General features: G+C 52.8%; 27 protein-coding genes and 1 other annotated feature. Of the genes, 14 read left to right on the forward strand and 13 right to left on the reverse strand.

The window, feature by feature from the left end; all coding sequences use genetic code 11:
- Positions 1–7: 7 nt before the first annotated feature.
- Positions 8–204 (reverse strand) — a binding site (T-box leader).
- Positions 205–326: 122 nt separating this feature from the next.
- The 3 genes from KNP74_RS08715 to KNP74_RS08725 form a co-directional block, all read right to left on the reverse strand.
- Complete coding sequence (locus KNP74_RS08715; RefSeq protein ID WP_214764050.1) at positions 327–1,004, reverse strand: uracil-DNA glycosylase; 678 nt, start codon at positions 1,002–1,004, stop codon at positions 327–329.
- An 81-nt stretch (positions 1,005–1,085) separates the two neighbouring features.
- Positions 1,086–1,721 (reverse strand): FMN-dependent NADH-azoreductase, encoded by a 636-nt coding sequence (locus tag KNP74_RS08720; protein ID WP_214718468.1) that lies wholly within the window; start codon positions 1,719–1,721, stop codon positions 1,086–1,088.
- Positions 1,722–1,843: 122 nt separating this feature from the next.
- Complete coding sequence (locus KNP74_RS08725) at positions 1,844–2,275, reverse strand: MarR family winged helix-turn-helix transcriptional regulator (protein ID WP_214764051.1); 432 nt, start codon at positions 2,273–2,275, stop codon at positions 1,844–1,846.
- A gap of 159 nt (positions 2,276–2,434) precedes the next feature.
- Here KNP74_RS08725 and KNP74_RS08730 point away from each other — a divergent pair, with 159 nt between their 5' ends.
- The 3 genes from KNP74_RS08730 (at position 2,435) to KNP74_RS08740 (ending at position 4,370) form a co-directional block, all read left to right on the forward strand.
- A complete protein-coding gene (locus KNP74_RS08730) occupies positions 2,435–2,809 on the forward strand; it encodes a hypothetical protein (RefSeq protein ID WP_138860066.1) in 375 nt (124 codons plus the stop codon).
- 92 nt (positions 2,810–2,901) lie between these two features.
- Positions 2,902–3,789, forward strand: coding sequence for a diacylglycerol/lipid kinase family protein (locus KNP74_RS08735; protein WP_138860067.1), 888 nt, complete (start codon positions 2,902–2,904; stop codon positions 3,787–3,789).
- Positions 3,790–3,845: 56 nt separating this feature from the next.
- Positions 3,846–4,370, forward strand: coding sequence for a GNAT family N-acetyltransferase (locus tag KNP74_RS08740; protein ID WP_214710676.1), 525 nt, complete (start codon positions 3,846–3,848; stop codon positions 4,368–4,370).
- Positions 4,371–4,404: 34 nt separating this feature from the next.
- Here the strand turns inward: KNP74_RS08740 and cbpA are convergent, their stop codons facing one another.
- Positions 4,405–5,040, reverse strand: coding sequence for a cyclic di-AMP binding protein CbpA (cbpA, locus tag KNP74_RS08745; RefSeq protein WP_214764052.1), 636 nt, complete (start codon positions 5,038–5,040; stop codon positions 4,405–4,407).
- A gap of 187 nt (positions 5,041–5,227) precedes the next feature.
- On the opposite strand from cbpA, the gene pdxK reads away from it, so the two are divergent.
- Genes pdxK through bshB2 form a run of 3 tightly spaced genes read left to right on the forward strand, consistent with a single transcriptional unit; the run spans position 5,228 to position 7,127 of the window.
- Positions 5,228–6,052 carry a pyridoxine/pyridoxal/pyridoxamine kinase gene (gene pdxK / locus KNP74_RS08750; protein ID WP_138860070.1) on the forward strand — a complete coding sequence of 275 codons (825 nt, stop codon included), beginning with the start codon at positions 5,228–5,230 and terminating at the stop codon, positions 6,050–6,052.
- Positions 6,053–6,105: 53 nt separating this feature from the next.
- On the forward strand, positions 6,106–6,477 hold the full coding sequence (locus KNP74_RS08755) for a YojF family protein (protein WP_034780768.1): 372 nt from the start codon (positions 6,106–6,108) through the stop codon (positions 6,475–6,477).
- Entirely contained in the window at positions 6,474–7,127 is a 654-nt protein-coding gene (gene bshB2, locus KNP74_RS08760; protein ID WP_034780767.1) for a bacillithiol biosynthesis deacetylase BshB2, read from the forward strand. The genes KNP74_RS08755 and bshB2 overlap by 4 nt, the downstream gene beginning before the upstream one ends.
- A gap of 165 nt (positions 7,128–7,292) precedes the next feature.
- Here bshB2 and KNP74_RS08765 read toward each other — a convergent pair whose 3' ends face one another.
- From KNP74_RS08765 to nhaC, 5 genes are all read right to left on the reverse strand, one after another.
- Positions 7,293–8,126, reverse strand: coding sequence for an undecaprenyl-diphosphate phosphatase (locus KNP74_RS08765; RefSeq protein WP_214764053.1), 834 nt, complete (start codon positions 8,124–8,126; stop codon positions 7,293–7,295).
- A gap of 89 nt (positions 8,127–8,215) precedes the next feature.
- Positions 8,216–9,337 (reverse strand): MFS transporter, encoded by a 1,122-nt coding sequence (locus KNP74_RS08770; protein ID WP_214764054.1) that lies wholly within the window; start codon positions 9,335–9,337, stop codon positions 8,216–8,218.
- Positions 9,338–9,465: 128 nt separating this feature from the next.
- Positions 9,466–9,978: a type 1 glutamine amidotransferase domain-containing protein gene (locus KNP74_RS08775; protein ID WP_034780765.1), complete on the reverse strand. Its 513-nt coding sequence runs from the start codon at positions 9,976–9,978 to the stop codon at positions 9,466–9,468.
- Positions 9,979–10,047: 69 nt separating this feature from the next.
- Positions 10,048–10,638, reverse strand: a complete 591-nt coding sequence (locus KNP74_RS08780; RefSeq protein WP_138860072.1) for a DNA-3-methyladenine glycosylase — start codon at positions 10,636–10,638, stop codon at positions 10,048–10,050.
- An 80-nt stretch (positions 10,639–10,718) separates the two neighbouring features.
- Positions 10,719–12,095, reverse strand: coding sequence for a Na+/H+ antiporter NhaC (nhaC, locus tag KNP74_RS08785; RefSeq protein ID WP_214764055.1), 1,377 nt, complete (start codon positions 12,093–12,095; stop codon positions 10,719–10,721).
- A gap of 208 nt (positions 12,096–12,303) precedes the next feature.
- Between nhaC and queC the strand changes: the two genes are divergently transcribed.
- From queC to queF, 4 genes are read left to right on the forward strand one after another with little or no spacing between them, the layout of a single operon-like run.
- Complete coding sequence (queC, locus tag KNP74_RS08790; RefSeq protein WP_034780758.1) at positions 12,304–12,948, forward strand: 7-cyano-7-deazaguanine synthase QueC; 645 nt, start codon at positions 12,304–12,306, stop codon at positions 12,946–12,948.
- Positions 12,945–13,400 carry a 6-carboxytetrahydropterin synthase QueD gene (gene queD, locus KNP74_RS08795; RefSeq protein ID WP_214764056.1) on the forward strand — a complete coding sequence of 152 codons (456 nt, stop codon included), beginning with the start codon at positions 12,945–12,947 and terminating at the stop codon, positions 13,398–13,400. Before queC ends, queD begins: the two co-directional genes overlap by 4 nt.
- Positions 13,400–14,095 carry a 7-carboxy-7-deazaguanine synthase QueE gene (gene queE / locus KNP74_RS08800; RefSeq protein WP_240731270.1) on the forward strand — a complete coding sequence of 232 codons (696 nt, stop codon included), beginning with the start codon at positions 13,400–13,402 and terminating at the stop codon, positions 14,093–14,095. The genes queD and queE overlap by 1 nt, the downstream gene beginning before the upstream one ends.
- A gap of 11 nt (positions 14,096–14,106) precedes the next feature.
- Positions 14,107–14,595, forward strand: coding sequence for a preQ(1) synthase (gene queF / locus KNP74_RS08805; RefSeq protein WP_021068099.1), 489 nt, complete (start codon positions 14,107–14,109; stop codon positions 14,593–14,595).
- A gap of 28 nt (positions 14,596–14,623) precedes the next feature.
- Here queF and KNP74_RS08810 read toward each other — a convergent pair whose 3' ends face one another.
- Positions 14,624–15,280, reverse strand: a complete 657-nt coding sequence (locus tag KNP74_RS08810; RefSeq protein WP_214764058.1) for a TVP38/TMEM64 family protein — start codon at positions 15,278–15,280, stop codon at positions 14,624–14,626.
- 115 nt (positions 15,281–15,395) lie between these two features.
- Between KNP74_RS08810 and KNP74_RS08815 the strand changes: the two genes are divergently transcribed.
- Positions 15,396–15,905 carry a hypothetical protein gene (locus KNP74_RS08815; protein WP_138860077.1) on the forward strand — a complete coding sequence of 170 codons (510 nt, stop codon included), beginning with the start codon at positions 15,396–15,398 and terminating at the stop codon, positions 15,903–15,905.
- A gap of 32 nt (positions 15,906–15,937) precedes the next feature.
- Here the strand turns inward: KNP74_RS08815 and KNP74_RS08820 are convergent, their stop codons facing one another.
- The 3 genes from KNP74_RS08820 to KNP74_RS08830 all read right to left on the reverse strand — a co-directional run bounded on the left by KNP74_RS08820 (position 15,938) and on the right by KNP74_RS08830 (position 17,795).
- Positions 15,938–16,426 carry a hypothetical protein gene (locus KNP74_RS08820; protein WP_214764059.1) on the reverse strand — a complete coding sequence of 163 codons (489 nt, stop codon included), beginning with the start codon at positions 16,424–16,426 and terminating at the stop codon, positions 15,938–15,940.
- Positions 16,427–16,516: 90 nt separating this feature from the next.
- A complete protein-coding gene (locus tag KNP74_RS08825; RefSeq protein WP_021068095.1) occupies positions 16,517–16,972 on the reverse strand; it encodes a GNAT family N-acetyltransferase in 456 nt (151 codons plus the stop codon).
- A gap of 58 nt (positions 16,973–17,030) precedes the next feature.
- Positions 17,031–17,795, reverse strand: coding sequence for a TrmH family RNA methyltransferase (locus KNP74_RS08830; RefSeq protein WP_114164885.1), 765 nt, complete (start codon positions 17,793–17,795; stop codon positions 17,031–17,033).
- A gap of 221 nt (positions 17,796–18,016) precedes the next feature.
- Here KNP74_RS08830 and KNP74_RS08835 point away from each other — a divergent pair, with 221 nt between their 5' ends.
- The 3 genes from KNP74_RS08835 (at position 18,017) to KNP74_RS08845 (ending at position 21,787) form a co-directional block, all read left to right on the forward strand.
- Positions 18,017–19,645, forward strand: a complete 1,629-nt coding sequence (locus tag KNP74_RS08835) for a PTS transporter subunit IIBC (protein ID WP_214764061.1) — start codon at positions 18,017–18,019, stop codon at positions 19,643–19,645.
- A 52-nt stretch (positions 19,646–19,697) separates the two neighbouring features.
- The gene (locus KNP74_RS08840; protein ID WP_214764062.1) at positions 19,698–20,489 is read left to right on the forward strand and encodes an endonuclease/exonuclease/phosphatase family protein; all 792 of its coding nucleotides are present in this window, start codon (positions 19,698–19,700) and stop codon (positions 20,487–20,489) included.
- A 116-nt stretch (positions 20,490–20,605) separates the two neighbouring features.
- A complete protein-coding gene (locus KNP74_RS08845) occupies positions 20,606–21,787 on the forward strand; it encodes an MFS transporter (protein ID WP_251129617.1) in 1,182 nt (393 codons plus the stop codon).
- The last annotated feature ends 7 nt before the right edge of the window (positions 21,788–21,794 follow it).

A 21,794-nucleotide genomic window follows, 5' to 3' on the forward strand; every position in this document is an offset into this window, starting at 1 on the left:
TTCACTCGATAGGGACGACGATGCCGCGGTACCACCCTGATTACTAGACGGACGTCTAGTCACTCTACTCCGATAACGGGGGACCGCTCAACACGTGAGAGCTCGCGAACTGTAATTCGATTCATCCTATGGGCGTGTTCACAGCACCACACGCTCTCTGGGCCAGGGAAGATGTCTCTACTTCGGTTCGGTCATCGCTTTTATGCTGTTATACAGTTATGCTTCTATGCACATGTGCTTTTAAGCGCTAAAGTATCTTATTGGTAGTAACGATAACAGACCGTTTGAATGTCGTCAACAAAAAAACAGTCCGCATGTGCAGACTGTCATAAACACCAATCGATTTCAGATTGTCCCCACTCGCTCAACTTCGCATTCACTTGCGAGAACGGCTTCGATCCGAAAAAGCCGCGATGCGACGAGAGCGGGCTCGGGTGGACCGAGGTCAAGACGGCGTGTTGCGGGCCAATCCATTTCTGTTTTTTCTTCGCGTCGTTCCCCCATAGGATGAACACGAGCGGCTCTTCCCGCTCTCCGAGTCGCTCGATGATGGAATCAGTGAACTGCTCCCATCCCTTCCCGCGATGTGACCCGGCCTTGCCTGCTTCGACCGTGAGCGCGGTGTTGAGCAACAGTACGCCTTGTCGGGCCCATTTCTCCAAATTGCCGCTAGTCGGGACCTTACAGCCGATATCGTCCTGCAATTCTTTAAAGATATTACGGAGTGACGGTGGAAGGCGGACGCCGTCTTGGACCGAGAAACTGAGTCCATGCGCTTGGTTCGGTCCGTGATAGGGATCTTGCCCGAGGATGACACATTTGACGTCCTTGAACTTCGTATAGACGAACGCGTTCCAAATATCTTCTCGCTCCGGATAGACGGTCGATGTCTCGTACGCTTCATCGACGAACGCTTTCAAGTTAGTAAAATAAGGCTCGGCCATCTCGGATGCGATGATGTCGCTCCAATCCCCAAGCAGGCGATTTGATAACTGTTCTCCCATGTGTTTCTCCCCTTTCCGTCTTATCATACCCGAATCGATGGCACACAAAAAGACGAGCCCGATTGGACTCGCCCTTGATCTTTATACTGTGACTGCGCCTGCGACTTCTTTCGCAAGTGCTTCGGCTTTCGCTTTTGCGTCAGCAACGATTTCTTCGATTTTGTCTGGGTATTGGTTCATGCCTTCAACTGGAAGTGTCGTCACTTCTGTCACGCCTACGAATGCGAGTGCTTGACGAAGGTATGCGTCTGCGAAGTTGAGGTCCGTACCCGTGTAGATACCACCAGTACCTTGGATGTGGATTGCTTGTTTGTTCTCGAGAAGACCGACTGGACCTTGCTCTGTGTAACGGAATGTTTTACCAGCCGTCAAGACGCTGTCGAGGAACATCTTCATGCGTGCTGGGAAGAAGAAGTTCCACATTGGCGTCGCGAACACATACATGTCAGCTTCCATGAACTTCTCGAGCATACCGTTCATTGTTGCGACTTTAGCCGCTTCGACATCAGTGAGTGCTTCGCCTGAAGCGAATTTGCCCCATGCGCTGAGGACGTCGCCGTCGATTTCTTGAACATCGACATCGTAAAGTTCAATCGCTTCGACTTCAAGTGCCGGGTTCTCGTTCGTGAGTGTCGTCATGAACGTTTCTGCGACTTGTTTGCTGTATGACAATTCAGTTGGTTTCGGGTTAGCCGATACGTATAATACCTTTTTCATAAATGGTTTCCTCCATAAGCATAATCTCTATTTTTGTAACAACAGTTAGAACTATATCATCTGTATATCTCACAGTCAATTAGTTTAACTTCAAGATAAATGATAAAAAAAACAGGCAGGCGTCATTTGCCTGCCGCGTTATAACCGACTCGCTTCAATAAATCGATTAACTGTTCCGTCTCTTGGTCGCTAAGTGGACCGTAGATGTCTTTAAAAATCTCGATATGCTCTGGATAGACGACGTCCATCAAGCGCTTGCCTTCTTCTGTCAACGAGGCGTATGTGACGCGCCGGTCAGACGGGCAAGCCACACGCTCGATTAAGCCACGTTTTTCAAGCTTATCGATCACGTACGTGACACTGCCGCTCGTAATCAAAATTTGGTCCCCGATTTGCTGGAGCGGGGTATCCCCTCGTTTATACAAGACCGATAAAACACCGAACTCTGTTGAATTCAATTGGTGGCGTCGTAAATCGTCCTTCACACGGTCACTGATCGCGTCCATCGCTCGTACCAAGACGATCCATGCCTTCAATTCGAGTGATTCAATCATGTCGGTTTCACCTCAATTCGTTCATCATTTACTTTTAGTATAGCAGGACATGAGCAGTATACGGTCGGAAAAACGCTTCGTCAAGAAACTTCTTCATTGTCGCTCCTGTCGGAAACGTATAGAATGGAATTATTGCGATTTTTAGAAAGGATGGACGGTATGCGCGAGTATTATGAAATTTCATTGACGATTAAAGAAGCTTATTTGGGAACGGTCATCGAGTTGTTGAACCGGGAAGGGATTGCCCCAGACTATGCGCTCGAAAAAGAAGGCGCGGTCTTTTTACTGTTCAACCACTTGCCATGGCCGAACGTCACACGGGAACCCCATGCGGTCGAACGTTTCTTATTGACATTGTCACGCGAGGACTATTTGTTCGTCAAAACAAAACGCAAGTCTCCCGTCCCTGACCATGAACCGGTCGCTTGCATGGGTGCGTTCGACTCACCGTTCCATGAACATTTGAAGATTGAACTCGCCGTCGACGAATCGGATGCGAGCCACCTTGATATGTCGGCGTTCCGCCATTACTGAACAACACGTCTGTGTTGTTTTTTTATGACTAGACCGACGCAGGGACGGGAATACATGACAATATCTGAATGTGAAAAGGGGAATGTGCTTTGATGGATACAGTCATGTTAATCGTCAACCCGTCATCTGGGAAAGAGTTAGGGAAAGAACACGCCGCGGCTGCGGAGGACGTGTTACGCGAGCGTTACGGCAACGTCGATGTCCGCTTCACGGAGAAGGCTGACGATGCCACCCATTTCGCGAAAGAAGCGGCCTCGAAACAATATAAAGCCGTCATCGCGATGGGCGGTGACGGGACACTGAACGAGGCCGTCACCGGTCTCGCCGAAGCCGACCATCGTCCCGATTTCGGCATCATCCCGCTCGGTACCGTCAACGACCTCGCCCGCGCGCTCGGTGTCCCGAGCGATCCCGAAGATGCCATCGAGGCGCTCAAGACGGCGCAACCGACACCGATGGATATCGGTAAATACGAGAACGGCTATTTCATGAATGTCATCGCGATCGGGCTCATCGCCGAGGCCGTCGACGAGGTCAGTGTCGAGGAGAAAACGAAATGGGGCCCGTTCGCCTACTTGATCGAAGGCATCAAAGCGTTCCGCGAACATAGTCCGTATGCGCTGTCGGTCCAAGCCGATGAGCACACGTTCGACGGAGACGCCTATTTGGTCGTCATCGCCCTCACGAACTCGGTCGGCGGGTTTGAGAACTTTGAACCGGACGCTGAGTTGAACGATGGCTTGCTTCATGTCTACTTATTTGAAAACCTCGGCTTCAAAGACGCGGTCCAACTCGCACCGGCCCTCTTCACCGGCAAGTTGAAAGAAACGGACAGCGTCACGTCGTTCACGACGAAACGCGTGCATGTCGACTCACCAGAATCGCTTCCGGTCAATGCTGACGGCGACACGGGCGGGCAGCTGCCGCTCACGTTCGAGGTGCTGCCAAGCCATCTCAACGTCTTGAAGCCGACTCAATAAAACGCGGACTTTTTCAGTTCGAGGGCGAATGCGTCTACCTGAAAGGAGGAGATTCGATGCCCATCTCGCTCGTCCCATTGCAGGAAGCGTCCGACGCCATCGTCGCGACATTCAATCGCTGGAATAACGACCCCGCCATCGTCCATTTGATTCGTCCCGTCCGCTCGGAGGAAGAACTCGCCGCCGAACATCACATGACGGTCGAGGACTTGACGGACCGCCTCCGGACCCATGACATCTTCCTCATCTACGCAGATGACGTGCTTGTCGGTGAGGTGAATATCATCTATGATGCCCCGCATCTGTACGACAACGAACGCGGAAGCGCCTGGCTCGGACTCGTGATTGGAGAGCCGACCGGTCGCGGGAGAGGTGTCGGCACAACGGCCCTGACCCTGTTAGAAGAACGATTGCGTGCACAAAATGTGCCTCGCATCGAGCTCGGTGTGTTTGGATTCAATGAAGCGGCTCATCACCTTTATCGAAAGGTCGGCTACACGGAAATTGCCCGCATCGAGGCGTTCACTTATTGGAACGGTCGATTTTGGCCAGATATCCGGATGGAAAAACGATTGGACTGAATAAGGCCTTCCTCGCATCGAGGAAGGCCTTTCGTCAGTTATTTAAATTCTCGACTTCGACGACGCGGAACCCTTTTTGTTCGAGTTTCGCGACGATTTTGTCTTTCTTCGGCTCGTCGCAATCAGGCGGCAACGTGATCAATACCCGGCGCAAGACTTTACTCTTGGCATCAAGCGTCATGAGACTGGCAATCGATGAGTATTTGCTGATGATTTTCGTAATCTTCTCAAGCGCCCCCGCTTGCTCACTGAGTGCGATTGTGACAACATAACTCCCCGTGTCACGACTCCATGCCTCTTCGAGCATACCGAGCATCTTCCCGTGCGGCAAAATCCCGTAGAATTCGTTGCTCTCATCTTTCAAGACCGCGATATACGGTAATTCTTTGATCGAGAAGAACACTTTGAAGAAACCGTCCGATTCATGGACGTACTTTTGCGTGTTCTTGATGAGCTCCATGACGTTGTCGTCTAGGCTCGCCCCACTCATCCCGTGGCGATAAATATGCATCTTATAGATATTACCGCGGAAAAACGTTCCCGTCTCATCGAGCACAGGGACACAGCGGTAGCCTGTCTTTTCGAGCGTTTCGAGCGCCTCGCGTAATGTCGCCTTTTCACTGATTGTGACGACATCTTTCTTCGGAATGCATAAGCTATGCACTAACATGCGGTTTTCCTCCTAGCCAATTGAAAGTGGTCTACACCCTATTCATTACTATTCCCCAAATATGATTGAAATCCTGCCATCAATTTTCGAAACTTATTCCGGCGCGAAAACGACCTCGGAATTTGTCGTAGCGTCAAAAAGTCGTTATAGTGAAACTATCCAAACAGACAAAGGGGATTGAACGACTATGACAATGAAAAAAGCGTTAACGATTGCTGGCTCGGATACGAGCGGCGGTGCAGGCATCCAGGCTGATTTGAAGACGATGGAAGAGCTCGGTGTTTACGGGATGACCGCACTCACGGTCATCGTGGCTCAAGACCCGCATAACGCGTGGCACCACGAAGTATTCCCGATCGACACGACGTTGATTGAGAAACAAATCGATACGGTCCTCGCCGGAATCGGTGTCGATGCCGTCAAGACAGGCATGCTCCCGACGCCAGAGATCATCGAACTCGCCGCTCGTAAAATTAAAGAATACGGCATCCAAAACGCGGTCGTTGACCCGGTCATGGCTTGTAAAGGTGCAGACGAGATTCTCAACCCGGACGTCGCGGTCGCGATGCGCAAACACCTCGTACCGGTCGCTAAAATCATCACACCGAACTTGTTCGAGGCGCGCATGCTCGCAGGTCTCGATAAAACACCTTCGACGATCGATGAAATCAAAGAAGCTGCTCGTTTGATCCATGAGCTCGGCGCTGAGATTGTCATCGTCAAAGTCGGCGGCAAGCTCGGGTTTGATACAGCATTCGACGTGCTTTACGACGGTAACGAGTATCGTCTCCTTGAGAGCGAGAAAATCGAGCCTGCCTTCACACATGGCGGCGGCTGCACGTTCTCGTCAGCGATCGCGGCCTCACTCGCGAACGGTCACTCGGTCGACGAGGCTATCCAAATCGGAAAAGAGTTTATCACTGAAGCGGTCCGTCACTCGTTCCGCCTCAACCAATACGTTGGCCCGACGAACCATACCGGTTACCGTAAAAAACTAGCAACACAATCTTAACGGGTGACCCGGGACGTATGTCTCGGGTCATCGTTTCCATTGGAGGGAACCGCGTGAAATCGATTCAACCTACAACTATCCAGACATACTTGGACGCGCATGTATCCATGCCGCTCTATGTCCACGTCGAGACGACGAACGGGGCGTATGCGACGCATAACGACCCTGACTTTCATAACGCCGGTATGTTCATCCGGAACGTCGTCATCGAATACAGCATCGGCCAAATCAAAGGCAACGGTCCATATCGGGTCGGCTTGAAGCTCGATCACGGTTGGCTTTACGTCGAAGGATTGACCGATTACGAACAGCATGGGGACCAGCTCCTGCTCGCCGGGCATGACCGTCTCGGACGTCTCGCCTGTGCCTTACACTTAGATATCAAACCGCTCCCGCAAGGAGCCTCGGAGGTGGAAAGCCAATGAATGGACCATTACTCGTTATTTTTCCGCATCCCGATGATGAAGCGTTCAGCTCGGCCGGGACGATTATCCAACACCATAAGAACGGCTTCCCGGTCACGTACGTCTGTCTGACACTCGGTGAGATGGGCCGCAACATGGGCTCGCCGATTTTCACAACACGGGAAGAGTTACCGAAGATTCGCAAGCATGAGCTCGAGGAAGCATGTGCCGTCATGGGCATCGACGACCTCCGCATGTGGGGACTCCGTGATAAGACCGTCGAGTTCGAAGACGAAGCGGAACTCGCTGGACGGTTCAGCGCGTTAATCGAAGAAGTGAAACCGGCCCGCGTCATTTCCTTCTACCCGGGCTACGCCGTCCATCCCGACCATGAGGCGACAGCACGAGCGGTCGTTCGAGCGCTCCAAGAGATGGATGAAGCGAGTCGTCCAGAGTTTTTAGGCGTCGCCTTTGACCATCGCACCGAAGCGGAACTCGGAAAACCGCACGTCCTCATCGAAGTCGGCGACGAGAGTGCCGCGAAACGCGAGGCGTTGCTCGCCCACCGCTCTCAGACGGAAGGATTGCTGCGGGCCATCGACAACGCAGAAAACGCCCACGTCATGGAGTTACTCCAACGTGAGCGCTTCTATCACTATCCGTTCTCATGATTCGTAAGCGAGACGTGTCATGTACAAGAGTGCACCGACAGCCCCGAGGCCGATCAACGTTCCCAATACGACAACGATATGTTCCATGTTCTCACCTCTACTTGGTTATACGAACTTGATGGATCATTGGTTTCAAAGCGCATGTGCTGACATGCGCTTTTTTTCTTAGAAGTACAAGAAGTAAATGACAGCCGCCAACGCGATGCGATATATGGCGAACGGCGTCAATTTGACTTTATTGATCAGCTTCAAGAAGAACTTGATCGACAACAGCGCGAATAAGAACGCGCTAATGAATCCGACGACGAAGACCGGGAGGGTCGCCATCGTGAAGTACTCCCATTTGCTGTAGAGCGAGAGCGCACTAGCACCGAACATAATCGGTACGGCCATGATGAACGTGAAGTCCGCCGCGGCCCGGTGACTCATCCCTAAGAGGACACCGCCCGAGATGGTCGACCCTGAGCGTGAAAAACCTGGCCAGAGCGAGAAACATTGAATCAAGCCGACACCGAGCGCTTGTTTATACGAAATCTCATCGAGCGTTGCTGTCGTTTGACGCTTCACGCCTGACAAATCCGCGGCAATCATGAAGAATGCTCCGATGACGAGTCCGATTAAGACGGTCTTGATCGAGAACAAGTTCTCATCGATATAGTCTTCAAACAATAGCCCGAGCACGCCTGCTGGGAGCAGACCGATGAAGATATGTAGCAAGTTCAGTTTCTTTGTCGGCCCGCTGCTGCGAATCGCGAGCAACTCCTTCGGATTCAACAACTCCTTGAACCGATTTCGAAATACGACGATAACCGCTAAAATCGAACCGAGCTGAATTACGATCTTAAATGTGTTCGCCACCTCTTGACCGAGGAAGCTACTCGAGTTGAGCCACAGGTCGTCCACAAGAATCATATGTCCCGTTGACGATACCGGAGCAAACTCTGTCAGTCCTTCGACGACGCCTAACAAAAAGCCAATAAATAATTCATACCATTCCATTGTTTATCTCCTACTCCAGTATTGTTTCTTATCATACACAAATTTATTCTCACCCGCCCTAGGTCTTGAGGCGTAAAAAAGAGGACGCTTCATGAAGCATCCTCTTTCCGCGCTATGACCGTGACAATCGCTTGATGCACACAAACGGTAATCCCGATGAACAAAAAGGCGGCAAAGAGCGTCACGCCTGCCCCGACGGCAAACACGAGCCCGAACAGGATGATGCCGCCATGCAGCAACATCGAGACGGATGACTCGGTCGTCGCCCGGATGACAGACGGGACACGGTGATGCAATGCCCCGAGATAGAGCGGTTCGACGATGCCGATAAGAAACGCCATGCCTGCCATCCAGACGAGTCCGACTTGTCCTGGGAAAAAGCCGAGAATGACAAAACCGAGACCGATGCCCCAACCGATTCCGTGCAACCAACGATCGACCGTCGTGATGTGTAACAGGACCGGGGCGAGCAGTTGCCCTGGTATTTGAATGAGCAACAGGACAGTCGAAATCATTCCGAACCAATAGATGGGAACTTCGACGTCACGGGCGTACAACTGCCAAAACTCATCGATGAAGTTGAACGCACCGATTGTCACGATGAACACCGACGACAAGGCAAGTAGCTGGTGGTCGTGCCACACGAAGCGAAAACCTGCCCCGATGTCCGCCCATGTCATTCGTTCCTCTGTCACGACTCGTCTCGGCTCGACAAGGCCAAGGCTACATGCTGTCGCGATAAACAAACTGACAGTCGACAGCACATAGTTCAGGAAGCGTGTGGCCAGCAAGGCGCCGCTGATCGCCGCGAGAACGGCTGCAACGATTCCGATGACATTCAACCGGCCGACCCAGCGCTCGAACGCCTCCGTCTTCCCATCCTGTTCAAGCGTCTCATAGAGCAGTGCATTCTCCGCTCCGCTCCGGAGCGCCGCCCCAATGCCTGACAAGGCGATGGCTAAGGCGAAACCGCCGAACGAAAAGGACACAAGTAACACGACAAAGGAACCCCACTCGAGTGCAGTCCCGATTTGCAACAGACGTCGGCGTTCCAAGCGATCGGCTAACACCCCGGTCGGCACTTCGAGGATGACGACGAGGACGGCATAGAGCATTTCGAGATAGACGACTTCTTGCATCGTGATCGTCCGCGACTCCCAAAACAGACGCTCAATCGTGTAGGCCGGGACGAGTGCCTCGAACCAACGCATCCATCCAAGCAACGTAACGTTTCGACCGACTTAGCTAGGTGAACGTGCTCGTTTCATCTAAATCTCCTCCTTATTCACCTATTCCCGATTGCACAAAAAAAGCCACGGAAAATTCCGTGGCCAGACGATTATTTGAGCAGATTAAGGATTTCGCGATTGAACGCCGGGATGTCGTCCGGTTGACGGCTTGTCACCAGCTGTTCTTGGCAGACGACGACTTCTTTGTCCGCATACTTCGCACCGGCATACTCCATGTCGACTTTAATCGACTTATAACCGGTTGCATCGCGGCCTTCGAGCGTCTTCGCCGTAATCAACAGTTGTGGGCCGTGACAGATAGCGAACACAGGTTTCTTCGCGTCCATGAACGCTTTCGCGAATTGAACGAATCGCTCGTCTTCACGTAACAAGTCGGGTGAGAACCCACCTGGTAACAGCAACGCGTCGAAGTCTTCCGGCGACACGTCATCGATCGCTTTGTCGATCGTGACTTTCGACTCACCTTGTTTGCCTTCAACCGTGTTACCGGCTTTCTTTTCAATCGTGACAACTTCGTGCCCCGCTTCCACCAATGCGTCGCGTGGACCCGTGAACTCTACGTCTTCAAACATATCTGTGATTAGCGTTGCTACTTTTGCCATATTGAAAACACTCCCTCATTATTTTTATTCACATAAGGAGTGTTCCACGCCTAACCGGCCCATAAACATTCAACGAAACTTCGAGACGTACGGATTAGCTCGTTCGAAGAAGCGGTACGGGTAATCGCGTGCTTCGCCCGTATTCGGGATCCCTACGCGTGGACCGGCCTCGATTTCCGGGATGGCACTCCCTTCAACGATATAAAGCGGCTCATGTTGGAGCGAATGTCCGTATAGGTCCATCGTGATGCCAAGCGCTTTCGTCAGCTTTCCAGGTCCATTCGTCTGGTCGAATCGCTTGATGCCGGGACGATTCGCCTCAATGATGCCCTGTCCTTCAATCGGCTCGATGGCCCGAATGAGGACGGCTTCCGGCGTGCCGACCGGACCGCTCACGACATTGAGCAGCGTGTGTGTATGCATCTGATACGTATAGACGTGTCCAGGTAACCCGAACATCACCTCGGTCCGATTCGTCCGTCTGCCGCCGAAACTGTGGGCCGCCCGGTCGATGGCACCGAGATAAGCTTCCGTCTCGACGATCTTTCCGACGATTTGACCGTCGAGATGATCATGGACGAGATAGTGACCAAGTAACGAACGGGCCAATTCGAGCGTCGGTTGCTCATAAAATGATGGATCGAGTCGTTTCATCGTCATCCCTCCTCGGTCTCATTTTCTCAAATGAAGACGGGAAGATACAAAAAAGATGCCCTGAACGATTCAGGACATCTGTTAAATTATGATGCGATCCGCATCGCCTCACGTTGCTTTCCCAATTTCACGTATCCGAGAATGATCGAGAAGATCGGGCTGAGCCAGAGGAAGAAGGCGAACGGTGCGTATTCAAGTACCGGTACCCCGAGCGTGGCCGCGAAGAATGCACCCGACACGCCCCATGGGATGAGCGGGTTGATCACCGTCCCGCCGTCTTCAAGAGCACGTGACAAGTAACGGGGATCGATGCCGCGATCGATGAACCCTTGCTTGAACGCCTGACCTGGAAGCAAGATCGACAAGTACTGCTCACCCGCGAGCAAGTTGACACCAATCGAGCTGAGGACGACCGACAAGACCGAGCTGCCTGGTGACTTCAACCGTTCGAGCAATGCGTCGACGATCGCTTGGAACACACCAAGTTCACGGAGCAATCCACCGAACGCAAGTGCGATCAAGACGAGGCTGACCGACCAGAGCATCGATTCGAGACCGCCACGGTCAAGTACGGCCGCAATCGTCTCATTCTCGACGCCCGATTTGAAGCCGGCCTGCATGACGCCGAACCAGTTCGTGACGTTCCAGTTGCCTTGGACAAATCCAGCCGTCAACACACCGGCGAACATGCCGACGAGCATCGTCGGCAAGACCGGCATCCGGCGGAAGGCGAGAACGGCAACAAGGATCGGCGCGAGCAAAGTCAGCCATGATAAGTTGAACCGCCCGGCGAGCGCCGCCTGTGCCTCAGCGATTTGTGTCGTATCCGCCGCTTGCCCGCTCCGACCGAGGATTGTGAACAAAACAAGGGTGATGAGGAAAGCCGGAACGGTCGTCCCCATCATGAAACGGATATGGTCGAACAGTTTGACACCGGCCACGGCCGGCGCGAAGTTCGTCGTATCTGACAACGGGCTCATTTTGTCGCCGAATAATGCACCTGAGACGATTGCCCCTGCGGCAAGCGCCGGAGAAATCCCGAGCGCCATCCCGATACCGAACAAGGCGACCCCGACCGTACCGACCGTCGTAAAGGCACTGCCCGTGAACGACGAGACAATCATTGTGATGAACAAGACGCTCGGCAAGAACCATTGCGCTGAGATTGTATCTAAACCGATGGAGAGGATCGTCGCCACCGTACCAGACATCTGCCATACACCAATCAACATCCCGATCAACAGTAAAATCAAGACCGGCATGATGGCTTCACGGATCCCGCTGATCATCGCGGCTTCGATTCGTTTAAAATCACGCGTGCGATAATACGCGTAACCCCCTATTAATACCATTGTGCCAAAGATCGCCATGTGTGGCGTCGCTTTGGCCAAAAACATCAGTGCGAGCAGGGAAATACCGCTCATCAGCACGACGAATACAGCCTCTTTTCCTTTCATCTGCATCGACGTCCCCTCCTTTCAGTTCCATTATTTTCTACCTAACCGCTTAAACGCTTTTATGCGCGAAAGTGTTTCAGTGATGTTCTTTACTATACCTGCTTCTCATTTCCCTGTCAAACGTCTTTTTATGGTAAAGTAAACGCTCGAGGGTGACCTCCGGAGTTCGTAACCTCCTCCGACATCAAAACTAGCGAAAAAGGAAGTGTGCACGTTGCAACACGAAAAAGCATTGGTCGTCTTTAGCGGCGGTCAAGATTCAACCACCTGCCTATTTTGGGCAAAACAACAATTCTCTCATGTGGAAGCGGTGACGTTCGCCTACGGGCAACGCCATGACGCGGAAATCGAGGTCGCGAAAGAGATTGCGGCCGAACTCGATGTCCCGCACCACATCCTCGACTTGTCCTTACTCGGACAACTCACCTCTAACGCGTTGACGAGACACGATCTCGACATCGACAATGCGGACGTCCCAAACACGTTCGTCGATGGACGCAATCACTTATTCTTATCCTTTGCGGCCGTCATGGCCAAACAGCTCGGTATGCATCACATCGTCACCGGCGTATGTGAGACCGATTTCTCAGGTTATCCGGATTGCCGGGACCAGTTCGTCAAATCCTTGAACGTGACGCTCAACTTGGCGATGGACTATCCGTTCGTCATCGACACACCGCTCATGTGGCTCGACAAAAAGCAGACGTGGGAACTCGCGGACCGACTCGGTGCGTTCGATTACGTCAAAGAACGGACGCTCACGTGCTATAACGGCATCCTCGGATCAGGTTGTGGCGAATGTCCGGCGTGCGTGCTCCGTCAAAACGGCCTCGCCGCTTATGAGGAGGTGCGCGTATGAAGAACGCCCCATTCCTCGACCCGACGAGTGTCGAAGCCAAACAAGACGGCTCGCTCATCTATTGTCCGCACCGCGTCCAAATTGTCAAAGAAGTGACGTTCGACGCCGCGCATCATTTGTTCGATTACGACGGTAAATGCCGAGCGCTGCACGGACATACGTATAAATTGCAAATGGGCATCAGCGGTTTTCTCGATAACCGCGGCATGACGCTCGATTTTGGCGATTTAAAAGCCATCTTTAAAGAAGAACTCGAACCATACCTCGACCATCGTTATTTGAATGAGTCGTTACCTTATATGAATACGACTGCCGAAAACATGTGCTACTGGATTTTCGAGCAGCTCGCCAAACACTTGCCTGACGAGCGCGACGTCCGCGTCGAATTCGTCAAACTGTACGAGACGCCGACATCGTACGCCGAGTTCCGCCGCGAATGGTTGGTGGACTGATGAAAATCCCTGTCCTCGAAGTGTTCGGCCCGACGTTTCAAGGGGAAGGCCGCGCCATCGGACAAAAGACGATGTTCGTCCGGACCGCCGGTTGCGATTATCGCTGTTCGTGGTGCGACTCCGCCTTCACGTGGGACGGCTCGGAGAAACCCGACATGCTGACAGCCGACGAAGTGATCGAACGGCTCGACGCGCTCGGCGTGTACGACTATGTCACCATCTCGGGCGGCAATCCGCTCCTCATCGCCGCGATGAAAGACTTGGTGATGAAACTGAAGGCGCGCGACGTCAAACTCGCCGTCGAGACGCAAGGCAGCCGCTATCAGGACTGGCTCGCTGACATCGACGACGTGACGCTCAGCCCGAAACCACCATCTTCCGGCATGACGACCGACTGGGAGAAACTCGACGCCATCGTCGAACGGCTGCGCCCCGAACAGATGACGTTCAAAGTCGCCGTCTTCGACGAGATTGACCTCGCCTATGCGAAATCGGTACAGACGCGCTACACCCCGGACGTCATGTACTTATCGGCCGGCAATCCCGAGCCCGGTGCGGACGGTGACATCACCGACGCCCAGCTCCGTCGTTTGAAAGAACTGTGGGAGGACGTCGCCCGCGACCCGTCATGGCAAAGCGTCCGTGTCCTGCCGCAACTGCACACATTACTGTACGCCAACGAACGTGGCGTCTAAGGAGAATACTTATGAGACCAGAAGACTTACAAGACTTGTCGCTCCTCGGACAGAAGAGCGTCCCATACATTTTTGAATACGCACCGGACGTCCTCGAGGCGTTCCCGAACCGTCACCCGGAGAACGACTACTTCGTGAAGTTCAACGCACCGGAGTTCACGTCGCTCTGCCCGATCACGAACCAACCGGACTTCGCGACGATTTATATCTCATATATCCCGGACGAGAAGCTCGTCGAGTCAAAATCGCTCAAGCTGTATTTGTTCAGCTTCCGCAACCACGGGGACTTCCATGAGAACTGCATCAACGTCATCGGAAAAGACCTCGTCAAGTTGATGGAGCCACGCTATCTCGAAGTGTGGGGCAAGTTCACGCCACGCGGCGGCATCTCGATCGATCCGTACTACAACTACGGCAAACCGGGCACGAAATACGAAAGAATGGCTGAACATCGCTTGTTCAATCACGACCTGTATCCTGAGACGGTCGACAACCGTTAACCAATAAGTAGGCGCTCAACGGGAGCGCCTACTTATTTTTATAGCGATTAACTTGTCGTTTAATCGGTTCCCGGAACACCGTCGCGACGAGCGTCAGGACGACCAAGACGACGAGGGCGAGGATGATTAACTTAAAGTCTCCGCTCGCGAGGCTACTACCGAGGAAATTGTTGGCGAACGCACCTGGAATCATCCCGACCGTGGTCGCGAAGACATAACCCGGGAGTCTCACTTTCGCGAGCCCTGAGGCGTAACTGACCAAGTCAAAGTTGACGAGCGGGATCAAGCGTAAAATCAAGACGTAGAAGAACCCGTCTTCTTCAATCTTATGCTGCACCTTCTCATAGTTGCTCGTCTCGAAATGGTGGAGAAAGCGGTCACCGAAGCGAATCGCGATATAGTAAGCGACGAGCGCGCTGAGCGTGGCCCCGATGACCGTATAGACGACACCAGGCAGCGTCCCGAACGCCAATCCACCGGCGACGGACAAGACCGACGTCGGAAATAAAATCAACGGGCGAACGGTGAACAGTAAAATATAGACGAGCGGGGCGAGCCACCCGAATTGAACGATATAATCGCGAATCTCACCCGGTCGCAAGTCGATCCACTGATAAAGGAACGTCGCGGTACCGAAGACGAGCAAGACGATGGCAATGATCCATTGCGTTTTCCACTTGTTCATCGGTCGACCTCCTCTCTTTCTTCCATCATATCGCCTCACCTCGAAAAAGTAACGCCTTCCTTTTTTTAGGAATCGCAGTATGGTACGGTTAAAAAAAGCAGAAGGAGGAATCCCTATGTACTTGGCAGATGCCATCAAGTTGAAACACCTGCTTCTGAAGCAGATTGATAAGTTGCTCGAAGAAGTCGAACGTGTCGCATTCATCGAACTCGAGAAAGATGAGCCGCTCCCGACGATCCAGTCCCGTTCCCTCGAGGATATCGAAGTTGAGCTCGAGGCGATCCGGACCGATTTACGCCGTCTTGATCGTCTCGTCTGTGAGGCGAACCTGCATACCGTCATCGAGACGAATGACGGACCGCTCCCACTCGTCGAAGCGATGGAGTTCGCCGTTCAATTACGAGCTCAGGCTCGGATGTATCAAGATTTGGCCGAGCGGCCGAAACGCGAGTTCCAAACGGGTTACGGGGAAGGGACGAGCGTCATCAAGCATGCGCTCTATGACCCGGAACTGTATCGGTTGAAAGCACGCGACGTCGAGAAACGGGCCAACCGCATCGCCAGCGCCATCGAGGCGGCCAATCATCGGACCGAAATCGAGTTTGACGCAAGTCGTTATATGTAACAAAAAACGCGTCGGGACGTTCCGACGCGTTTTTACATGTGATGGTTATGGTGGTCATGATGGTGCGAGCTCGAACGGCGTCGCGGTGCCGGCTCGTCGGCGAACTTCTCCCCGTCCAATATGCCGAGCCGTTTGTATTGACGGTCAATCCGCTCTTTCGTCTCGTCGTGCACGTGTGGCGACTCCATCACCAAATGATAGCTGCCGAGCGCGACCCGGAACGGTTCCATCTGTGTCCGTTCGACCGGGAACGACGTCACGTCACGTAAGTAGTCAGCGAGCCGGTTTGCCGATTCGTCACTCGGATGGTCGGCCAAGTCTGAAGCGAACTGTTGCATGTCTTTTAACAGACTGTTCGTCTTCACTTGATTGCGGATGCCTGCCATCACGGCGAACACAATCAGCGCGATAATACTAATAATCACAATCGGAAAGATACTGAACATCCCCTCGAAAAACGAGTCCCCCATCCCCGTCGAATCTATGTAAACCTCTTCTCCAAATGCAAACGTATGGACCATGATGTCTCCCCCTTTTTTCTATAATACGGATGCGTCCCCATTTGGTTTCATCTACACGAAAAAACCGTGGCATGCGCCACGGCTTTGCGGTCAGTTCAATTGTTTCTCCATCATGATGCGAGGTTCGTTATCCTCTGTGTACGCCCCCATGATGTCGTAGCCACACAACAGGTTCAAGATGATGACCCCTTTGTTCGTATTGCGTGCCTTCGTTCGAATCGAATGGAACCCTTGCGCCTTCACCCATTCGAGTTGCGTGTCCATCAGCTTGCGGCCGATGCCATGCTTTTGAAACTCAGGGTGGACGCCGCCGGCCCAGCTATAGAAGCGATACGGCTCGGCCTCGTAACCGATTTTGAAGCCGACCAGGCGCTCATCTGAAAATGCGAGCAACACGAGCGGATTCGCATGACGATACAGCCGTTCTTTAAAACGCAGTTGATCGATGTCCCCGTAAAGCGTGCGGTACAGGTTAAAAAATTCCTCTTCGTAGTCTTTGAAATTCGTCGTCACATCTTTCACGATAAATGAACTGGTCGTACTCATCTTTCCATCCCCTTTCAGTATATGGACAAGTTGTTCGTACGCCTGTACCTTTCGCCGTTTACTCAGTTTTTCCTGTCTCACGCGCAAAAGCGGTCAAACCTTTTTGCTTATACACACCGAGCGACCGCTTCGGAAGGCTCTTTACCATCCAATTTTTTAAGATGCGCTGCTTGTCTTCCACCTTCAGTCCATATCCGTCCGTCACGACATGGCGCGCCCGCGTCGTCACATCGTACAACGAGATGGCGGCAGCGACAGAGATGTTCAAACTTTGGACGTATCCTTGCATCGGAATCAAGTAATTGCCGTCTGCCTTGGCGAGCGCTCGTTCCGATACGCCGTGATGTTCGTTCCCGAACAAGAGCACGGTCGGTTTTGACACATCGATGTCCTCAAGTGGGACCGCCTCTTCACTGAGTGCCGTCGCGAGCACTTGGTAACCGTCCGCCTTCAACCGATCGATCGCGTCCTCGATCGAAGGATGTTCGACCACGTCGACCCAGCGATCGGCGCTTTTGGCGATAATCGAGTTCGGCTTGAACTTGGCCCGTCCCTCGACGACGTGCAACGTCTGGACACCGAACGCGTCCGCCGAACGGAGCACGGCCGACTGATTGTGCGGGTCATCGACCCCTTCCGTCAAAATCGTGATATGGTTCGTCCGTAACTCTAGCACTTCCTGCATACGCTTGACGCGGTCGGGCATCAACATGCTGTACAGCAGTCGATCCTCTTCTAATAATAGGCCCGACTGCAACAATTCATCGAGTAATGCCGCTTGCTCTTCTTTTGATAATGCCGATGTTGTCTGTCTCCATCCCATCGTTCTCGCCCCTTTCAACCTTTAGTATTGTAGCGAGATTCGTTCCGACTGACAAGCTAGGTGAGAAACGAGTCGAATATCCTCTCGTTATGAAAATCCATGAAAATTAGGAAAACGGTTGCACAAAGCTATGCAATCGATTACAATTATCTATGCAAGCGATTGCATTGATAGTCGCCATAGACAGATAAAAAGTTCCGTACAGGAAGGAAGCGTATAGAATGAAACAACTCATCTCGTTTGATTTTTGGCAAAAACTCGGTAAGGCCTTAATGGTCGTCATCGCCGTTATGCCAGCTGCAGGTCTCATGATCTCGATCGGTAAATTGATCGGTATGTCTGCCGGAGACGTCAGCATCTTGCTCACGACGGCTCGCATCATTGAAGATCTAGGTTGGGGAATTATCGTTAACCTGCATATCTTATTCGCAGTCGCGATCGGGGGATCGTGGGCAAAAGATAAGGCTGGCGGTGCATTCGCAGCATTGATCGCGTTCATTTTGATCAACCGCGTCACCGGAGCAATCTTCGGCGTCAATGGTGCAATGCTCCAAGACCCAGAAGCGACAGTCCAGTCTCTCTTCGGAGCTGACCTTGTCGTCGCAGACTATTTCACATCCGTACTTGGTTCACCAGCCCTTAATATGGGCGTGTTTGTCGGGATCATTGCCGGTTTCCTAGGCGGTGCACTCTATAATCGTTTCTATAACTTTAACAAACTTCCAAACGCTCTCTCGTTCTTCAACGGGAAACGTTTTGTCCCATTCGTCGTCATTCTCGGATCAGTCGTGGCAGCACTCGCCCTATCGATTATTTGGCCGACGATTCAAGGTGCGCTTAATAGTTTTGGCGAATGGATCGCCACATCGCGTGATACAGCACCGGTACTCGCCCCGTTCATCTACGGTGCGCTCGAACGTCTCCTCTTGCCGTTCGGACTCCACCATATGCTCACTGTGCCGATGAACTACACGGAACTCGGTGGGACATACACGATTTTAACAGGTGCGACAGCTGGTTCGGTCGTTGCAGGTCAAGACCCACTTTGGTTGGCTTGGGTAACCGATCTCGTCAACTTACGCGCCGCTGGTGACACAGCTGCTTACAACGCATTGATCGCTGACGTCGTACCGGCCCGCTTTAAAGTCGGTCAAGTCATCTTGTCATTCGCTTCATTGATCGGTGCTGCTTATGCGATGTACCGTAATGTCGATGCTGACAAAAAGGCACAGTACAAACCGATGTTCTTATCGGCTGGTCTCGCTGTCTTCTTGACAGGGGTTACAGAACCGATCGAGTTCATGTTCATGTTCGTCGCTCCAGTCCTTTACGTCGTCTACGCGCTTATGGCCGGTGCCGCTTTCGCTTTGGCGGATGTCATCGACCTTCGTGTCCACGCATTCGGTGCGATTGAATTGCTCACACGCATCCCGATGATTGTGAAAGCAGGATTGCTCCAAGACTTGATCAACTTCTTCCTCGTCTCGGCTGCCTTCTTCTTCTTGAACTTCGGTGTGTTCAACTTCTTCATCAAGAAGATGAACCTTCCGACGCCTGGCCGTAACGGGAACTACATGGAAGAAACAACAGAGAAGTCGAATGTGACCGGCAACGAGCAGGTCATGGGGATTATCGCTCTACTCGGTGGGGAACAGAACATCGAAGACGTCGATGCCTGCATGACGCGTCTCCGTGTCACAGTCAAAGACATGTCGCTCGTCTCAGAAGAGAGCGAATGGAAAAAGAACGGCGCCATGGGTCTCATCTTGAAAGACCGCGGTGTCCAAGCAATCTACGGCCCGAAAGCCGACGTATTGAAGTCTGATATTCAAGACGTCATCGGTGCATAATCAACAGGCCAGCTCGTACGAGTTGGCCTGTTTTTTCTAAAGGAGGACTATCGTGAATATTTTAACGCTGAACTGTCACGCCTGGTTAGAGGACCGTCAACAAGAGAAAATCGACTCGATCGTTGAACGGATTGCGAGCAAGGAATATGACATCATCGCACTCCAAGAAGTGAATCAACATAAAGAGGCCCCACTCATCGACGGCTTGATTCGAGAGAACAACTTCGCCTATGTGCTCGTCGAGCGTTTGAAAGAGCAAGGCGTCGATTACTACATGACGTGGGACTTCGCCCATTATGGATACGACATCTACGAGGAGGGCGTCGCGATTTTATCGCGCACTCCGTTCGTGTCGACCGAATCGTTCTTCGTCTCCCAGACGACCGACCCGAACGATTACAAATCTCGGAAAATCGTCAAGGCGGTCGTGGACGGCATGGACGCGCCGACGGCGATTTACTCCTGTCACCTCGGTTGGTGGCATGATGCCGATGAACCGGTGCGCAATCAGCTCGATGAACTGTTGCGCCGCGTCGAGGACGACGACCGCGCCTTGCTGCTCGGTGACTTCAATAACGACGCCTTCATCCGTGGCGAAGGGTACGACTACTTGATTGAGCACGGTCTCCAAGATTTGTTCCATTTGGCGACCGAGCGTGAAGGCGATGCGACCGTCCAAGGCAAGATTGCCGGCTGGGACGAGAACAAGCAGGCGCTTCGCATCGACTTGATGCTGACGAACGCCCCGATCCACGTCTCACGCCATGCCGTCGTCTTTGACGGCGAGAACGGTCCGATCGTCTCTGATCATGCCGGTGTTGAAGCAACGGCATTTTGGCGGTAAATGGCACCCTTTTCTTTTCCTCACGGAAGGGAAAAGGGTTTTGCTTTGCGTGGAAATCCTGTATGGTTGAAAACGACTGAAGTCTAACAACCTTGAACGAAAGAAGTGATTTTATTTTGACGACTACCCCATCGCTCAGTCGGACCGACTGGACGCTTATCTTATCGCTCGCCTTGCTCACGTTCGTGCTCGGCACGAGTGAATTTGTCATCGTCGGGATTTTACCCGATATCGCCGATGGCTTATCGATTTCGATTGCCACGGCCGGAACGCTCGTCTCGGCGTTCGCGATCACCTTCGCCATCGGGACCCCGCTGACGATGTCACTGACGAGCCATTTGCCGAAACGAAAACTGATGCTTACACTCACCGCTGCGTTCATCGTCTTTAACTTGTTCAGCAGCCTCGCTCCGACGTACGGGATATTGCTCGTGCTCCGGATGATGACCGCCGTCGTGACCGGCGTGCTCATCTCGCTCGCCATGCTCGTCGCCAGTGAATCGGTGCCAACCGGGAAGCGCGGCATCGCTGTCTCATTCATCTTCGGCGGTTTCACGATGGCGAACGTTTTCGGCGTCCCGCTCGGTACGTTCATCGGTCAACGCGCCGGATGGGAAACGACATTCTTGTTGACGACCGCTTTAGGCGTCGTCGCATTTCTCGCCGTCTACCGTGTCGTGCCGAGCCATTTAACGAGCGTCAAAACGTCGATTGCCGATCAATTGCGGCTCTTGACGAACCCGCGGATTTTAATCGCATTCTTCATCCCGGCGTTCGGCTTCGGCGCGACGTACGTCGTCTATACGTATCTCGTTCCGATTTTGAAAAGTGTACTCGGCGTCCCGGTCGCCTGGATTAGCCCAATCCTGTTTGCCTACGGGTTCATCTCCATCTTCAGCAATATGGCAGCCGGGAAAATCGCCAGCCATAATCCGATCGGACGGCTCCGGTTCGTCTTCCTCATCCAAGCGCTCGTGTTGGCGGCCTTGTATGTGACGACGTCGAGCGTGACGCTCGGTCTGATCAATATCGCGCTCATGTCATTCATGGCGATTCTACTGACGACATCGACGCAAATCTACTTGATCGACTTGGCTGAGAAGTTCAATCCGGACGCCAAAGGCCTGGCTTCATCGCTCATGCCGGTCGCAAGCAACGTCGGCATCGGGATGGGCTCGGCGCTCGGTGGTCTTGTCTACGCGAACGCACCCGTCATGACGCTCGCCCTCGTCGCCGGCGCCGTCGCGCTCGTGACCGCCTTATTGACCGCGGTCAGTCATCAGCTCGACCAACGTTAAAACAGCG

Source organism: Exiguobacterium sp. s141 (assembly GCF_018618085.1).
Lineage (GTDB): Bacteria > Bacillota > Bacilli > Exiguobacteriales > Exiguobacteriaceae > Exiguobacterium > Exiguobacterium mexicanum_A.

What these genes read in the sequence shown, in the direction of transcription:
- KNP74_RS08715 (WP_214764050.1), bottom strand. Translation starts at nt 1,004, where the DNA reads ATGGGAGAACAGTTATCAAATCGCCTGCTTGGGGATTGGAGCGACATC.
- KNP74_RS08720 (WP_214718468.1), bottom strand. Translation starts at nt 1,721, where the DNA reads ATGAAAAAGGTATTATACGTATCGGCTAACCCGAAACCAACTGAATTG.
- KNP74_RS08725 (WP_214764051.1), bottom strand. Translation starts at nt 2,275, where the DNA reads ATGATTGAATCACTCGAATTGAAGGCATGGATCGTCTTGGTACGAGCG.
- KNP74_RS08730 (WP_138860066.1), top strand. Translation starts at nt 2,435, where the DNA reads ATGCGCGAGTATTATGAAATTTCATTGACGATTAAAGAAGCTTATTTG.
- KNP74_RS08735 (WP_138860067.1), top strand. Translation starts at nt 2,902, where the DNA reads ATGGATACAGTCATGTTAATCGTCAACCCGTCATCTGGGAAAGAGTTA.
- KNP74_RS08740 (WP_214710676.1), top strand. Translation starts at nt 3,846, where the DNA reads ATGCCCATCTCGCTCGTCCCATTGCAGGAAGCGTCCGACGCCATCGTC.
- cbpA (WP_214764052.1), bottom strand. Translation starts at nt 5,040, where the DNA reads ATGTTAGTGCATAGCTTATGCATTCCGAAGAAAGATGTCGTCACAATC.
- pdxK (WP_138860070.1), top strand. Translation starts at nt 5,228, where the DNA reads ATGACAATGAAAAAAGCGTTAACGATTGCTGGCTCGGATACGAGCGGC.
- bshB2 (WP_034780767.1), top strand. Translation starts at nt 6,474, where the DNA reads ATGAATGGACCATTACTCGTTATTTTTCCGCATCCCGATGATGAAGCG.
- KNP74_RS08765 (WP_214764053.1), bottom strand. Translation starts at nt 8,126, where the DNA reads ATGGAATGGTATGAATTATTTATTGGCTTTTTGTTAGGCGTCGTCGAA.
- KNP74_RS08770 (WP_214764054.1), bottom strand. Translation starts at nt 9,337, where the DNA reads ATGCGTTGGTTCGAGGCACTCGTCCCGGCCTACACGATTGAGCGTCTG.
- KNP74_RS08775 (WP_034780765.1), bottom strand. Translation starts at nt 9,978, where the DNA reads ATGGCAAAAGTAGCAACGCTAATCACAGATATGTTTGAAGACGTAGAG.
- KNP74_RS08780 (WP_138860072.1), bottom strand. Translation starts at nt 10,638, where the DNA reads ATGACGATGAAACGACTCGATCCATCATTTTATGAGCAACCGACGCTC.
- nhaC (WP_214764055.1), bottom strand. Translation starts at nt 12,095, where the DNA reads ATGCAGATGAAAGGAAAAGAGGCTGTATTCGTCGTGCTGATGAGCGGT.
- queD (WP_214764056.1), top strand. Translation starts at nt 12,945, where the DNA reads ATGAAGAACGCCCCATTCCTCGACCCGACGAGTGTCGAAGCCAAACAA.
- queE (WP_240731270.1), top strand. Translation starts at nt 13,400, where the DNA reads ATGAAAATCCCTGTCCTCGAAGTGTTCGGCCCGACGTTTCAAGGGGAA.
- queF (WP_021068099.1), top strand. Translation starts at nt 14,107, where the DNA reads ATGAGACCAGAAGACTTACAAGACTTGTCGCTCCTCGGACAGAAGAGC.
- KNP74_RS08810 (WP_214764058.1), bottom strand. Translation starts at nt 15,280, where the DNA reads ATGAACAAGTGGAAAACGCAATGGATCATTGCCATCGTCTTGCTCGTC.
- KNP74_RS08815 (WP_138860077.1), top strand. Translation starts at nt 15,396, where the DNA reads ATGTACTTGGCAGATGCCATCAAGTTGAAACACCTGCTTCTGAAGCAG.
- KNP74_RS08820 (WP_214764059.1), bottom strand. Translation starts at nt 16,426, where the DNA reads ATGGTCCATACGTTTGCATTTGGAGAAGAGGTTTACATAGATTCGACG.
- KNP74_RS08825 (WP_021068095.1), bottom strand. Translation starts at nt 16,972, where the DNA reads ATGAGTACGACCAGTTCATTTATCGTGAAAGATGTGACGACGAATTTC.
- KNP74_RS08830 (WP_114164885.1), bottom strand. Translation starts at nt 17,795, where the DNA reads ATGGGATGGAGACAGACAACATCGGCATTATCAAAAGAAGAGCAAGCG.
- KNP74_RS08835 (WP_214764061.1), top strand. Translation starts at nt 18,017, where the DNA reads ATGAAACAACTCATCTCGTTTGATTTTTGGCAAAAACTCGGTAAGGCC.